The sequence below is a fragment of the Streptomyces sp. NPDC000404 genome, assembly GCF_040300365.1.
Lineage (GTDB): Bacteria > Actinomycetota > Actinomycetes > Streptomycetales > Streptomycetaceae > Streptomyces > Streptomyces ramulosus.
The window spans coordinates 65,995-79,207 of sequence record NZ_JBEPDN010000006.1 but is presented as its reverse complement, the minus strand read 5'-3'; the positions used below and the strand labels follow the sequence as shown (position 1 = coordinate 79,207).

At 70.5% G+C, this 13,213-nt stretch carries 15 protein-coding genes; 10 read left to right on the top strand and 5 right to left on the bottom strand.

Annotated elements, in window-relative coordinates; genetic code table 11:
- Positions 1–416: 416 nt before the first annotated feature.
- The 3 genes from ABT345_RS12715 to ABT345_RS12705 all read left to right on the top strand — a co-directional run bounded on the left by ABT345_RS12715 (position 417) and on the right by ABT345_RS12705 (position 2,342).
- Complete coding sequence (locus ABT345_RS12715; protein WP_345078305.1) at positions 417–1,007, top strand: TetR/AcrR family transcriptional regulator; 591 nt, start codon at positions 417–419, stop codon at positions 1,005–1,007.
- Positions 1,008–1,181: 174 nt separating this feature from the next.
- Entirely contained in the window at positions 1,182–1,793 is a 612-nt protein-coding gene (locus ABT345_RS12710; protein WP_345078308.1) for a TlpA family protein disulfide reductase, read from the top strand.
- Between the two features lie 252 nt (positions 1,794–2,045).
- A complete protein-coding gene (locus ABT345_RS12705) occupies positions 2,046–2,342 on the top strand; it encodes a helix-turn-helix domain-containing protein (protein ID WP_345078311.1) in 297 nt (98 codons plus the stop codon).
- Positions 2,343–2,480: 138 nt separating this feature from the next.
- Here the strand turns inward: ABT345_RS12705 and ABT345_RS12700 are convergent, their stop codons facing one another.
- Together ABT345_RS12700 and ABT345_RS12695 are read right to left on the bottom strand one after the other, a co-directional pair.
- Positions 2,481–2,855, bottom strand: a complete 375-nt coding sequence (locus ABT345_RS12700; protein ID WP_345078315.1) for a hypothetical protein — start codon at positions 2,853–2,855, stop codon at positions 2,481–2,483.
- A 197-nt stretch (positions 2,856–3,052) separates the two neighbouring features.
- Entirely contained in the window at positions 3,053–3,331 is a 279-nt protein-coding gene (locus ABT345_RS12695) for a hypothetical protein (protein ID WP_345078318.1), read from the bottom strand.
- Between the two features lie 266 nt (positions 3,332–3,597).
- Here ABT345_RS12695 and ABT345_RS12690 point away from each other — a divergent pair, with 266 nt between their 5' ends.
- Positions 3,598–4,782: a hypothetical protein gene (locus tag ABT345_RS12690; protein WP_345078321.1), complete on the top strand. Its 1,185-nt coding sequence runs from the start codon at positions 3,598–3,600 to the stop codon at positions 4,780–4,782.
- 94 nt (positions 4,783–4,876) lie between these two features.
- Here the strand turns inward: ABT345_RS12690 and argG are convergent, their stop codons facing one another.
- Both argG and ABT345_RS12680 read right to left on the bottom strand, forming a co-directional pair.
- Entirely contained in the window at positions 4,877–6,322 is a 1,446-nt protein-coding gene (gene argG, locus ABT345_RS12685; RefSeq protein WP_345078324.1) for an argininosuccinate synthase, read from the bottom strand.
- 160 nt (positions 6,323–6,482) lie between these two features.
- On the bottom strand, positions 6,483–6,989 hold the full coding sequence (locus tag ABT345_RS12680) for a hypothetical protein (RefSeq protein WP_345078327.1): 507 nt from the start codon (positions 6,987–6,989) through the stop codon (positions 6,483–6,485).
- A gap of 611 nt (positions 6,990–7,600) precedes the next feature.
- Here ABT345_RS12680 and ABT345_RS12675 point away from each other — a divergent pair.
- From ABT345_RS12675 to ABT345_RS12655, 5 genes are all read left to right on the top strand, one after another.
- On the top strand, positions 7,601–7,765 hold the full coding sequence (locus ABT345_RS12675; RefSeq protein ID WP_345078330.1) for a hypothetical protein: 165 nt from the start codon (positions 7,601–7,603) through the stop codon (positions 7,763–7,765).
- A gap of 58 nt (positions 7,766–7,823) precedes the next feature.
- Complete coding sequence (locus tag ABT345_RS12670; RefSeq protein ID WP_345078333.1) at positions 7,824–8,117, top strand: Dabb family protein; 294 nt, start codon at positions 7,824–7,826, stop codon at positions 8,115–8,117.
- A 311-nt stretch (positions 8,118–8,428) separates the two neighbouring features.
- Positions 8,429–9,238, top strand: a complete 810-nt coding sequence (locus ABT345_RS12665) for an RNA polymerase sigma factor SigF (RefSeq protein ID WP_030286018.1) — start codon at positions 8,429–8,431, stop codon at positions 9,236–9,238.
- Positions 9,239–9,438: 200 nt separating this feature from the next.
- Positions 9,439–10,275, top strand: a complete 837-nt coding sequence (locus tag ABT345_RS12660; RefSeq protein WP_345078343.1) for an RNA polymerase sigma factor SigF — start codon at positions 9,439–9,441, stop codon at positions 10,273–10,275.
- 1,108 nt (positions 10,276–11,383) lie between these two features.
- Positions 11,384–11,683 carry a hypothetical protein gene (locus ABT345_RS12655; RefSeq protein WP_345078346.1) on the top strand — a complete coding sequence of 100 codons (300 nt, stop codon included), beginning with the start codon at positions 11,384–11,386 and terminating at the stop codon, positions 11,681–11,683.
- Positions 11,684–11,930: 247 nt separating this feature from the next.
- Here ABT345_RS12655 and ABT345_RS12650 read toward each other — a convergent pair whose 3' ends face one another.
- Positions 11,931–12,149 carry a hypothetical protein gene (locus tag ABT345_RS12650; protein ID WP_345078349.1) on the bottom strand — a complete coding sequence of 73 codons (219 nt, stop codon included), beginning with the start codon at positions 12,147–12,149 and terminating at the stop codon, positions 11,931–11,933.
- A gap of 512 nt (positions 12,150–12,661) precedes the next feature.
- On the opposite strand from ABT345_RS12650, the gene ABT345_RS12645 reads away from it, so the two are divergent.
- Complete coding sequence (locus tag ABT345_RS12645; RefSeq protein ID WP_345078352.1) at positions 12,662–13,135, top strand: MarR family winged helix-turn-helix transcriptional regulator; 474 nt, start codon at positions 12,662–12,664, stop codon at positions 13,133–13,135.
- Positions 13,136–13,213: the final 78 nt, after the last annotated feature.

Sequence of the window (13,213 nt, the reverse complement as noted above, 5' to 3'; positions counted from 1 at the left end):
GGAGCAACGGTGGAGCGGTGGAGCAAGGGTGGAGCGGTGGAGCAAGGGTGGAGCGGTGGAGCAGTGGTGGAGCGGAGCAGCGGTGCGGAGAGTGGCGGTGCGGAGAGTGGCGGTGGAGCGGAGGACGCCGTGCGGAGCCATGGGGTTCCGCACCGCGGCGCTCCGTACCGGCCCGGTCCCGCGGCGTCCGGTGGTGCGGGCCGGGCGGCGCGGGACGTACGGGACGTGCGGACGCGTCCCGGGGGTCCGGTGCGGACGCCGGGCCCCCCGCCGCGCTGCGTCCGCACACCGCAGTGTGGAGCACGCACCCGGCTTTCCGGAATAACTTCCGGAAAAAATTCCAGAAAATTCTCCTATGCTGGTCCGCGAGGTGCCCGCGGGGCGCCGGACCCCGAACCGGGAGCGAGGCGACGGCGATGAGTCCGAAGCAGCAACGCGGCGCGGCCACCGCCGCGCAGGTCCTCGACCGCGCGCTGGAGATCTACGCGGCCCAGGGCGAATCCGGCCTCACCCTGGGCGCGATCACCGCGGCCAGCGGCGTCAGCGCGGGCAGCATCTACCACCACTTCGGCAGCCTGCCGGGCGTCCTGACCGCGCTGGCGCAGCGCTGGCTGGCGCGGCTGCTGGAGGAGCTGACCGCCGCGCTGGAGCAGGTCGACGACGCGCGCTCCGGCGTCCAGGCGGTGGTCCGGGTCTATCTCCGCTTCGTCCAGGACCACCCGGACGCGTCCCGGCTCATGCACTCGGCACCCGTGGACCGCGAGGTGATGGCGCGAGCCCCGCAGCTCCGGGGCTCGCAGGAGGCCCGCCTCGCCCCGCTCGCCGCCTGGCTCCACACCCGTCAGGAGGCGGGCGAGCTGGCCGCCCTCCCGCTGCCCGTCCTCGAATCGCTGATCCTGGGCCCGGTCACGGGCATCGCCCGCCGCTGGCTCTCCCTGGGCGACATCGACCTCGACGAGGCGGTACGGGAGACCCCGGAACGCATCTGGCGGTCCGTCAGCCCGTAGCCGTACGGCGCCCCATGGGTCCACCGGCGGGCAGGCGTACGGAGCGACTCGGCGCCCATTTGCGCTTGCGTCGTCCCGGCCGCCGCCCGGCTCGCGGGCCGGCATCCGTGCCGGTCGGGGAGGCAGGATCGGGCCGGACGCGGCGGGCGCAAGACCCCGTGCCAGACTGCCGGCATGTCCCTCCGGCCCCTCTCCCCCCGCTCCCGGCACGGACGCCGCCTCGCCGTGCTGATGACGACGAGCGCCGCGGTGGCAGGCTTGACCAGCTGCGGTGGCGATGATTCCGGTAAGGCGGCGCAGTCCACGTTCACGCGGGGAAAGAACGGCGTCGGCACCGTTCCGGTCGCCCGCCGTGAGCCCGCACCGGACCTCTCCGGCACGTCGACCACCGGCAAGAAGCTCGATGTCCGCGACTACCGCGGCAAGGTGGTCGTCGTGAACATCTGGGGTTCCTGGTGCGGCCCCTGCAACGCGGAGGCGCCGCACTTCGCCGAGGTCGCCAGGGACACCGCCGGCCAGGGGGTGCGTTTCGTCGGGATCAACACCCGCGACAGCACCACCGCGCAGGCGGTCAGCTTCGAGGAACAGCACCGCGTCCCTTACCCCAGCCTCTTCGACCCCACGGGCAAACTGCTGCTCCGCTTCCCCAAGGGAAGCATCAACCCGCAGCTCATCCCGACCACCGTCGCCATCGACCGCCACGGCAGAACCGCCGCACGCGCCATCGGCCCACTCAACGAGAAGGGCCTGCGGGAAATGATCAGGCCGCTGCTCGCCGAGAAATAGCGGCTCCCCTATCAAGGCCGCCCGTAGCACACAAGACCGCGATGTGAGTGCGGATGCTCATTTCCCGCCCGCGCCGCTGTGCGACGATTGACTCAGGGACCGGGGGAGCAAGTCTCTTGACATTGCGCGTCCTTCCGCCTGACCAAGCGGTAGAGGACCTTCACCCCGGCGACAACATCGACAGCGTCCACTCCGGCGCCGCGGTCCGAGGTGCCCGCGGTCGGGGTGAGCCGCAAAGGGGGAACGATCGATATGGACCCGGTGCGCCCGACGCACACCCGCGCCTGCCCCGCGGCAGACCTGCGCGGCCCCTTGCACGAACCGGTGGAACTCGACCGGCTGACCCAGCGGGAGCGGCAGGTTCTTCTGCTGCTCGGGGCGGGACTTTCCAACAAGGAACTCTCGGAGAACTTGGGAATATCCGAGCGGACGGTGAAGGCTCATCTCTCCAGGATTCTGGAGAAATTGGAGAAGTCCTCCCGGCTCCAGGCGGCCATGGTGTCCGTGCTGCACCACCGTGACCTGTGCCCTTCCCCTGCGTGCCAGTAGGGGGCCGGCCATCCCTCCGGCTCTCGGCAGGACCGGGCCTCCGCCGCCTGAGGTGACGGGCAACGGCCGATGGGCCCGCCGCTTTCCGCAAGCAGCGGGCCCGTCCCCGGTCCGGAGAAACCACCGGCCGGCGGCTTTCTACTGCACGCCGCCGAACGCCTTCTTCCCCTTCTTCGGGTAGCTGAAGGTGAAGTAGTAGGTACCGGCGGAGAGCTTCTTGTACTTACCCATCCAGTCCTGGCCGCTGTCCTTCCCCTTCACGGTCTGGATCAGCGGGTCCTTGCCCTTGACCTTCTTGTAGAGCTTCGCGGTGAAGCGGGTCTTCCCGTTTCCGGAGACGCCGACGTGCAGGAAGTGCTTGCCCTTGGAGACATGGGCCGCCTTCGAGGTCTGCTTCTTCCCGCTCGTCTTCCAGTGCGTCTGCCAGGCAAATGCGTCTGCCGCCCCACCGAATCCGAGCGCCGCCACCATCACGGCGATGGCCGCCGCCTTCGTCGGCTTCCGCATCTTCATGATTCCCCCATGGTCGGTCTGTTGCGGCCCCGAACCGGACCGGCAGGGAAATTCAAACGCAGCCGACGCGCCCGCACCATGTCCCTCCGGGAGGTGTACCGAAGGGAATGGCGCATTTCTGGCCACCGGACCCGCGCCCGGCGCCGCCGGGAGATACGGCCCCGAACTCCTCCCCTACGTACACCGAACGCCGTTCCTCACATGCTCAGGGCAATCATGAGGTAGACGGGATAAAGAAATCCCACAGCGCCGCCGACCAGGCCGATCACGCACTTCCCGCGGTTCGTCCCGTTCACGAGGCCGAGTACCCCGAATGTCACCGCGAGGCATCCCGCGAGCAGCGGAACGGCGATACCGAGGTAGCCGCTGAGGACCGTTGCCAGGAACGCCACGACGCCGAGGGAAAGCGAAGCGGGACCGTAAAGGGACGCCGGGCTGTCGGTCGAACCACTGGACACGATGCGCTCCTTGCTCATCGGCGACAATGCCGCGGGACAGGCAGGTCCCCGCAGGTCACATCATGACACCAGGGCTCCGCGCCTTTTCACGAGGCCGAGTGCGGAGCCCTCCGCGGCCGCATCCACACGCGTCGGCCAGGCGCCTGACGATCCATCGGCGCGCACCTCGCGATTGTCCGGAAGGGCGATTGTCCGGAAGGGCAATGCCCGAAGGGCCAATATCGCCCGCCCTCCGCACCTGCCTATAGTGCCCGTCGTTCCACCGAAACAACGGGGAGAGAAATATGAAGCCGGCCCGTTCTGCCGCGAGGGTGACGTCCCTCGCCGTCCTTCCGCTCGTCCTCCTGACGACCGGTGTCCAGGCATCCGCCTCGCCCGCGAAAGACGCCGGCGACCCCGCGTCCGCGTTCTCCCTTTCCGCGCTGCGCGCGAACGACATGACCGACGTGAGCGGATTCAGCGCGCGGAGCGCACAGGGCAAGGCGCTGGACGCACAGGGCATCGGCGTCATGCGGACGGAATCCGGCCGCACCGCGGTGGTGGACCGTTCGATGGCCGACCAGGGAATCGTCTCGGCCACGGGCCGGGGCTTCGTGGATCTCTCCTGGCAGGGATACGCGCCGGACGCCCGGTACGTCATCACGCGTGACGACCGGGAAATCGCCACGCTCGCACCGGGGGTGACGGCCTACCACGACACCCAGGTCACCCCGGGCGCCGTGCACCACTACCGGGTCGCGCCCGTGCTGCCCGCGGAGGGCTCCCCCAAGGCGCGCGTCTGGGGCATGCAGGTCTCCGTCCCCGCCGCCGGCAAGAACGAGAACACCGTGGCGGCGCTGCGCAAGCAGGCCGTATCCCACGCCACTGCCGCGGCGGCGGCGAAGACGACCACGCTCACCTGGATGACGTTCATCCCGCAGAAGCGGATCAACGCCCCCGCCGCGGGCTGCGACTACGGCAAGGGATATCAGTTCGCCGGTGACGGGCACTCGAAATTCGACTGGAAGTCCTCGAAGTACCGCACCGCGCTGCATGCCATGATCACGTGGAAGTCCAAGTCGGTGAAAGGTTACAAGGACGTCCACGCGAGCCACGTGTACAAGAAGAGCACCGGAAAGCGCGTCGCCACCAAGACCGCCACCGCCAAGTACATGAAGGCGAAGAAGCTGGGCTCCGGAAAGAACTACGTCGACGTACGGATGGTCACGCACGCCGCGAATCCGTTCTGCAAGGGCCTCGGCGGCGTCAAGGGCGCCATCGACGGGGCGTTGTCCATGCATCTGACGAAGAGCGGGAACTACTCCATCATCTCCGGTAAGCACCGGCTGATGCCGAATCACTACATCTACCTCTACAACGGCGGCAAGGTCACCTCCGTGTACAAGCGGAAGTACGCGAGCGCCGCCTGCCTGATCGGCTCCGTCGCCTGCCCGGAGGCCGACCTCACCGGCTACCGCGGCAAGTTCTGACGGCACCGCCGGCCGCCGCGGCTTCCGGGACAGGCACCCGCACGCACAACGGGCCCCGCGGACGAGAAGTCCGCGGGGCCCGCTGCGGGGATGCTCAGTCCGTGCCGGACTCCATCGCGGCGCGGTCCAGCGCCTCGTCCTCGGCGGAGACCTCACCGCGCGAGGCGATGGCCTCGGCGCCGCCCTCGGGCATGGAGCCGATCAGACCGGTCGCGGCGGCCTGGGCGGCGCCGACGGCGGGGCTGGTCGTGCCGATCAGGCCGATGCCGGCGTACTGCTCCAGCTTGGCGCGCGAGTCGGCGATGTCGAGGTTGCGCATGGTGAGCTGGCCGATCCGGTCGACGGGACCGAACGCCGAGTCCTCGGTGCGCTCCATGGACAGCTTGTCCGGGTGGTAGCTGAAGGACGGGCCGGTCGTGTCGAGGATCGAGTAGTCCTCACCGCGCCGCAGCCGGAGGGTGACCTCACCGGTGACGGCGGCGCCGACCCAGCGCTGCAGCGACTCGCGGACCATCAGGGCCTGCGGGTCCAGCCACCGGCCCTCGTACATGAGGCGGCCCAGGCGCCGGCCCTCGTTGTGGTACTGGGCGAGGGTGTCCTCGTTGTGGATCGCGTTGACCAGGCGCTCGTACGCGGCGTGCAGCAGGGCCATGCCGGGGGCCTCGTAGATGCCGCGGCTCTTGGCCTCGATGATCCGGTTCTCGATCTGGTCGGACATGCCCATGCCGTGGCGGCCGCCGATGGCGTTGGCCTCCATGACGAGGTCGACGGCGGAGCCGAACTCCTTGCCGTTGATCGTCACCGGGCGGCCCTGCTCGAAGCCGATCGTGACGTCCTCGGCGGGGATCTCGACCGACGGGTCCCAGAACTTGACGCCCATGATCGGCTCGACCGTCTCCAGCGAGACGTTCAGGTGCTCCAGGGTCTTCGCCTCGTGGGTGGCGCCCCAGATGTTGGCGTCGGTGGAGTACGCCTTCTCGGTGGAGTCCCGGTAGGGGAGGTCGTGGGCGAGCAGCCACTCCGACATCTCCTTGCGGCCGCCCAGCTCCGTGACGAAGTCGGCGTCCAGCCACGGCTTGTAGATCCGCAGGTTCGGGTTGGCGAGCAGACCGTAGCGGTAGAACCGCTCGATGTCGTTGCCCTTGTACGTGGAGCCGTCGCCCCAGATCTGGACGTTGTCCTCCAGCATCGCCCGGACCAGGAGCGTGCCGGTGACGGCGCGGCCGAGCGGCGTGGTGTTGAAGTAGGGGCGTCCGCCGGAGCGGATGTGGAACGCGCCGCAGGTCAGCGCGGCCAGGCCCTCCTCGACCAGGGCGGCCCGGCAGTCGACCAGACGGGCGATCTCGGCCCCGTAGGTCTGCGCGCGGCCGGGCACCGAGGCGATGTCGGGCTCGTCGTACTGGCCGATGTCGGCGGTGTAGGTGCACGGGACCGCGCCCTTGTCGCGCATCCACGCGACCGCGACCGAGGTGTCGAGGCCGCCCGAGAAGGCGATGCCGACGCGCTCACCGACGGGGAGGGAGGTAAGGACCTTGGACATGGCACGAGTATGCAGTGTTGCGAATTTTTATGCAAGCCCGGCCCCCGCCCCATCACCCCAATGCCTGCCACGCGGCCCTGACCTGCACCAACGCGACCGCCCGCCGTCCGGACGGTTCCGGGCGACGGGCGGCACGACGGCGTGAACGGCGGTGCGGCGATCAGCCCCGGCCGCGGCGGAACGCCTTGCGGATGAAGTGGACGATCAGCCAGATCACCAGCACCACGATGATCAGGAAGACCACGAAGATCACGATCAGGAAGATGCCCAGCTTCTTGAAGAAGCCCTTTTTCTTCTTCTCCTTCCCGTGCGCCAGGTGCACCTTCTTGACCTTCGAAGCGGTCACGGCGGTGCCCTGCCCCGCCTCACCGGAGACCGCCGCCGCGGCGGCGACGGCCGCGCGCGGCGAACCGGCGGCAACCGCACCGGACTTCGCCCCGTCCACGGCCACGGTGTGCTGGGCGACGGCCGCGGCCGGACGGGCCACGGCGGCGGTCGCGGGCGCGGCGGCCCCGGCGAAGAGGCCCACGAGCAGCGCGAGAACCGTCGCGGCCCGGCGGCGGGCGCGGCGCGAACTCCCCGGCCGGTGCGCGGAGTCGGAGCCCGCGGCGCTCGCCGTCCCCCCGGCCGCGCCGGCTCCCGGTATGTGGCGTATGTCGTTGTCCATGTGTGCTCCCCCTCGGGCGTACGTCGGCGCTGTACCGCGGTCCGGAGACCGTCCGCGGCGTACGCCATTATCGGCGGCGCGGACACCCGCTCGGCCCCGCGCGCACGCACCGTACCGCCCACCGCCCCACACCCGTACGGCCCGGTCCGCGCACGGCGACGCCTCCGTACAGCGACGCCTCCGTACAAGGAGGAGGGCGTACGGGGAGAGAAGAAGGAGAGCGGCGAGGAGGAAGAGGGTGAGAGGAGAAAGAGGGGAAGCGGCCGGGCGGGGGTTCCCGGCCGCTTCCCCTGGGGGCCGGGCCTCCGAGTCCGCGCCGCGATCGGGGGAGCACGCGGCAAGGACCCCGCAGTGAGGCCCGGCTCGCCCCGGGGCTCCTGCCGGGCTCCGGGACGCATCTCCATACTGCCTCCACCGGACGCCCCCGCGGCGGTCCAAAGGGCCCCCGTCGGCGGGGCTTTGGTCCCGTTCCCGCGCGAGCGGCGGGGTGGCGGGCGGCCGGGGGCCGGCCCGCGGAACCGTCTCCGGCCGGTGCGCGGGGCGCCGGAATGGTTACACTCGGCCGGTCGCACAGGGGAGCGGGCAGCACTGCCCAGGGGGAGACGGGTTCGATGGCGCAGGCGAGAAAGATCGCGATGTACGTGCTCATCGTCTTCGTGCTGTACACGATCATCACCTCCCCCGACCGGGCCGGCGACCTGGTGAAGATAGGCTTCGAAGGCGTCTCGTCCGCCGCGAAGGGCGTCGGCGAATTCATGACGCAGCTGGTCAGCTGACCGCCCCCGGCACCGCCGGCCGGTTTGGCCACGCACCGCCCGCCGCACGGAGGCCCCAGTGATCCGCCACCTGGTTCTGTTCCAGCTCAACGACGGCGTCTCGCCCGACGAGCCGCGCGTCCAGCAGGCCGCACGCGCCTTCATGGAGCTGGGCGGCAAGATCCCGGAGCTGACGCACTGGGAGTGCGGCTGGAACATCACCGACCGGCCCATCGCCCGCGACTTCGCGATCAACTCCGCCGTCGCCGACCGCGACGCCCTCGCCCGCTACCTCGCGCACCCGGCCCACCAAGACGCCGCCGCCCAGTGGCGCGCGTTCGCCACCTGGGTGATCGCCGACTACGAATTCTGATCGCCTGCGGCACCTCCTGACGCGCCCCTCGCCCCCGGCCACGACCCCGGGCGGGGGGCTTTTGCGTACCGGCGTGGCGAACGGGGCGCGGGCCGTCCCCACCTGGGCCACCCGCGCGGGTACCGGCGTACGCGCGGGCGCCCGGCGCGCGCGACCGTACGCCATTCGGGGCCGTCCGAACGTGCAGCGACGCACCGCGTTACGGAGATCAACTCGCCGCCCAACACGGAGTAATGCGGTACTTGCACACACTGCGCATGTCTTGTGATGCTATGACCGCTTTGCCGGATACATGCATTGTGAAGGGTGGCGTGACCGTGACGGCCCGTACTGCGCCCAAGGCGCCATCCCGCGAGAGCCGGAGCGCGGACACCCGGGCGCTCACACAGGTGCTCTTCGCCGAACTGGCCGGGCTCGAATCCGGCACCCCCGAGCACACCCGCGTCCGCGCCGCCCTCATCGAGGCCAACCTCCCGCTCGTCCGGTACGCCGCCGTACGGTTCCGCAGCCGCAACGAGCCGATGGAGGACGTCGTCCAGGTCGGCACCATCGGCCTGATCAACGCCATCGACCGCTTCGACCCGGACCGGGGCGTGCAGTTCCCCACCTTCGCGATGCCCACCGTCGTCGGCGAGATCAAGCGGTACTTCCGCGACAACGTCCGCACCGTCCACGTACCGCGCCGGCTCCACGAGCTGTGGGTGCAGGTCAACGGCGCGACGGAGGATCTGACGGTGCTCCACGGGCGCTCGCCGACCACCGCCGAGATCGCCGAACGCCTCAAGATCGGCGAGGAGGAGGTGCTGGCCTGCCTGGAGGCCGGGCGGTCGTATCACGCCACATCCCTGGAGGCGGCCCAGGAGGGCGACGGGCTGCCCGGACTCCTCGACCGGCTCGGCTACGAGGACCCCGAGCTGGCCGGCGTCGAGCACCGCGACCTCGTCCGCCATCTGCTCGTCCAGCTTCCCGAGCGCGAACAGCGGATTCTGCTGCTGCGTTACTACAGCAACTTGACGCAATCTCAGATCAGCGCGGAGCTGGGGGTGTCGCAGATGCACGTCTCGCGGCTACTGTCCAGGAGCTTCGCCCGACTGAGATCCGCAAACAGGATCGAGGTCTAACCGGCGGGGGCGACACGGACCCCGCGTTCCTGCGCAGATATGTCGACATGACGCTACAGCGCGTTGCCGACATGTGACATTCTGCTGGAACCGCGTTTGCCGCGGCGCCGCCTCCGGTATTCAGGTGGAGGTATCACTCTCCGGTCCGCCTCGGTCCGGGGACGCCGCAGCGACCCGACCCGCGACCTCAAGGGGGTGGCATGTCCGTAGAACTGGACAGCTCAAAGGTGCTTCCCGCGATTCCCGCGCCCGCACCGCCCGTGCACGACGACGACGCCATCAACACCCGCACGCTCTCCCGCTCCCTGTTCCTGCGGCTGGCCACGCTCGACAAGGACTGCGCGGAGCGTACGTACGTCCGCGACACCCTGATCGAGCTGAACCTCCCGCTGGTGCGGTACGCGGCAGCCCGGTTCCGCAGCCGCAACGAGCCGATGGAGGACATCGTCCAGGTCGGAACGATCGGTCTGATCAAGGCGATCGACCGTTTCGATTGCGAACGCGGGGTGGAGTTCCCGACGTTCGCAATGCCAACGGTCGTCGGCGAGATCAAGCGCTTCTTCCGTGACACCTCCTGGTCGGTGCGGGTGCCGCGCCGCCTCCAGGAGCTGCGGCTCGCGCTCACCAAGGCCAGCGACGAGCTGTCGCAGAAGCTCGACCGCTCGCCGACCGTCCCCGAACTCGCCCGCGCGCTCGGCGTGTCCGAGGAGGACGTCGTCGACGGTCTCGCCGTCGGCAACGCCTACACCGCCTCCTCGCTCGACTCGCCCTCCCCCGAGGACGACGGCGGCGAGGGCTCGCTGGCGGACCGGCTGGGCTACGAGGACACCGCGCTGGAGGGCGTGGAGTACCGCGAATCCCTCAAGCCGCTGCTGGCCAAGCTGCCGGCGCGAGAGCGGCAGATCATCATGCTGCGCTTCTTCGCCAACATGACGCAGTCGCAGATCGGCGAGGAGGTCGGCATCTCGCAGATGCACGTCTCCCGCCTCCTCACCCGCACCCTCGCACAGCTGCGGGAAGGGCTGATCGCCGAATGAGGACGGGTCCGCCGAGCGGTCGTTGACCTCCCGCGTCATCGCACCACCCGCACCACGCGCACCACCGTTCGCACGATGCGCACCACTCGGCGGACTGCGAAGAGGAACACCCACCGGTCCGACCCCCGTCGACCGCCGCCCTCTTCCCGGTCACCTCCCTCGCCTGCCGCGTCTTCGAGCCGCGCTCCCCTCGCGGCTCCCTTCGCATCCCTTCGCGACTCCCGTCGCGACTCCCGTCGTGGCTCCCTCCTCCCCTGCCCGGCGCGCCTTTCTCGCGGGCCCCTTTCGCCGTCCCTCGGCCGGCGCGCCTTCCTCGCGCGCTCCTGCGCCGCCTCTCGGCTTCGTGTGCCTCTCACACCTCAGTCCCCGCCCTTCGTGCCGCCGGGGGCTAGGAATCTGACGACTCGTCATCAACACTGGGCCGATGCGACAGTCACCCCGCATGGCCGCCCGTGACACGTCCCCGCACCCCGCCCGCGGCTCCGCCCGCCCGCCGGGACCCGCCGCGGCGCCCCACCGCCTCCGTCCCGCCCGTACCGCCTCGGCGGTCGCCGCCTGCTGCCTGGGCGGCGCGCTGCTCGCGGGCTGCGGGAGCGGGGCCGGCCAGGGGTACGCGGCGGTCGGCGCCGCCGGGGAGAGCGTCGCGACCGGCGCGCCGTCCGGACAGGGCGTCGAGCTGACACCACTGGACGGAACCGGCACATCCGGCGGGGACGGCAGCGACGCAAGCGGGAATTCCGGCGAAGGGAAAGATCCGGCCAACCCCGCGCCAGGGAAAGCTGGTTCAGGCATTCCAGATCATTCAGGGAAGGACCCTGATAGTTCCGGCACCCCCGATGTGCCCAACGCTTCGGGAGGCTCAGGTATGCCGGGGGGCTCAGGCACTCCGGGCGGACCCGGCCCGTCCGCCTCGCCGCCCGCCCGGCCGGGGACGCCCGGCTCACCGGACCCGTCGGGCACCCCCGGCTCACCGGGCTCACCATCGGCGCCCGGACTCCCCTCCCCCACCGTTCCCGCGGGCAAGGACGCGCCCGCCGGGCTGGTGATCGGGAAGCCGGTGCGTGCGGACGGCGGGGAGCGATGGTGCGAGAAGGTCAGGTTTCCCCTGGTGAACGCCGGTACGCAGCCGGTCACCGTCGGCCGGGTCACGTTCGGGACGCACATCATCGGCGCCCTCGGCATCGACTGGGACACCCGCACCTCAACCCGGAAGCTGCCACTCCCCCTCCCGCCGGGCGCCCGCCGCACCGCGTCGTACCGGATCTGCGTGGACGCCTGGCGGGTCCCACTGGGCATGCACCTCGACACCAAGGACGTGTCCTTCGACTGGACCCGCCACCCCGAGGACACCCCCGCGGACACCTCTGCGAACGCCCCCGAAGAAAAGACGCAGCGGAAGCCCGGATAACGCACCCGGCCGCCGCACTCGGCCCGGAGCCCGACCCCTCGGCGCCCCCCGGAAACCCGACCGGCGCTCCGGCAACCACGGCCCCGCCCCCAGTACCGCGGCCACCCCGGGCGGCACCGGAAACACCGCCGGAACCGGCACCGAAAGCCGCGCCCCACACACAAAGAACGCGCCCCACACAAAAAACGGGGCCCGGAAGCATTCCGGGCCCCGCGCCGTACGGAGGGGAGAAGAGGTCGTGCCGGGGTCAGGCGAAGGCGAGCCAGACCGCTGCGGCGACGACCACCACGGCGACGACGACGCCGACGATCAGACCGACGCGGGGGCCGGCCGACTGCGCGGGAGCCGGGGCTCGGCGGCTGCCGGCCTGCGGGGTGCCGCCCTCGTCGACGAAGGCGCGGAACATCTGCGTGCTGCCCGCCGGGTCGTAGTTGCCCTCGGCCTGGTTCTGCGGGTTGGTCGCCATGGGCAAGGACCCTAGCGAACCGCGCCCTTCGGAGCACCCCTGGGCCGCGCGCGAAGCGGCGCCGGAACGGCCCTGGGACCTCGCCGAACGGCACCGCGAACACACCGCCCGGCCACCCCTCCCGCACCGAGAACGCCCGCCCACCCGGCACGTAAGGGAGAGGAGGGGAGGAGGGAGGGCGAAAGGTGTTCTTGGCGCGGAGGGGGCGAGGCGGGGCGGAAGGTGCGGAACGGCGGCCCGCGCGTCGCACCGCGCGTCGTCATCGGTGCCGTCGGGGCGGTCCACGCAGCCACCGAGGCGCCCCGAAGTGACGCTGGCCACATTCCGGAACGCCCCGGACACCCCGGGCGACCGGCCCTGACCTGGAGCTTCCTGGCGATCACCAATTCCCTTGACCCCGGCCTGAGATCGCCTTTCCTTCCCCTTTACCGTAGGGCCCACCTATTCGTTTGCCTTCAGCAACCAACCGACCCTATGGTTGCCTCAAGCAACAAAACCGCGTGGAGGAGCCCATGGCCGCCCAGAGTCAGTACGAGGAACTGGCCAGGCAGCTCAGCGCCATCGGAGCCGTCAAGCGTGAAATGGGGCGGATCCTGCCCCAGGACTGCCCGCCCGCCTCGGCAGGGCTGCTCACCCTCCTCGACCGCCACGGCGAGATGCGGATGAGCCAGCTGGCCGAGCTGCTCGCGATCGACATGTCGGTGACCAGCCGGCACGTCGCCCACGTCGCGGAGCGCGGCTGGATCGAGCGCAAGCCCGACCCGGCGGACAAGCGGTCACGTCTGTTGCGTCTGACCCCGAGCGGCAAGGAACTCCTGACGGAGCTGTCCGAGCGCTACACCCACACACTCGCCCGGTACCTGGACGACTGGTCCGACAGCGACGTCGGCCACCTCGTCGAACTGCTCACGCGACTGCGGACGAGCTTCGGCGACTGCCGTACCCGGGCACATCACGACTCCACCACCCGTACACCCGCAGGATGAAAAGGAACTACATGGCTACGACCACACCAGCCGGTGTGCGGGGCGGCCACGCCAAGCACGGGGGCATACCCGCCTCCG

Coding starts and splice junctions, on each gene's coding strand:
- ABT345_RS12715 (WP_345078305.1), top strand. CDS start 417: ATGAGTCCGAAGCAGCAACGCGGCGCGGCCACCGCCGCGCAGGTCCTC.
- ABT345_RS12710 (WP_345078308.1), top strand. CDS start 1,182: ATGTCCCTCCGGCCCCTCTCCCCCCGCTCCCGGCACGGACGCCGCCTC.
- ABT345_RS12705 (WP_345078311.1), top strand. CDS start 2,046: ATGGACCCGGTGCGCCCGACGCACACCCGCGCCTGCCCCGCGGCAGAC.
- ABT345_RS12700 (WP_345078315.1), bottom strand. CDS start 2,855: ATGAAGATGCGGAAGCCGACGAAGGCGGCGGCCATCGCCGTGATGGTG.
- ABT345_RS12695 (WP_345078318.1), bottom strand. CDS start 3,331: ATGAGCAAGGAGCGCATCGTGTCCAGTGGTTCGACCGACAGCCCGGCG.
- ABT345_RS12690 (WP_345078321.1), top strand. CDS start 3,598: ATGAAGCCGGCCCGTTCTGCCGCGAGGGTGACGTCCCTCGCCGTCCTT.
- argG (WP_345078324.1), bottom strand. CDS start 6,322: ATGTCCAAGGTCCTTACCTCCCTCCCCGTCGGTGAGCGCGTCGGCATC.
- ABT345_RS12680 (WP_345078327.1), bottom strand. CDS start 6,989: ATGGACAACGACATACGCCACATACCGGGAGCCGGCGCGGCCGGGGGG.
- ABT345_RS12675 (WP_345078330.1), top strand. CDS start 7,601: ATGGCGCAGGCGAGAAAGATCGCGATGTACGTGCTCATCGTCTTCGTG.
- ABT345_RS12660 (WP_345078343.1), top strand. CDS start 9,439: ATGTCCGTAGAACTGGACAGCTCAAAGGTGCTTCCCGCGATTCCCGCG.
- ABT345_RS12650 (WP_345078349.1), bottom strand. CDS start 12,149: ATGGCGACCAACCCGCAGAACCAGGCCGAGGGCAACTACGACCCGGCG.
- ABT345_RS12645 (WP_345078352.1), top strand. CDS start 12,662: ATGGCCGCCCAGAGTCAGTACGAGGAACTGGCCAGGCAGCTCAGCGCC.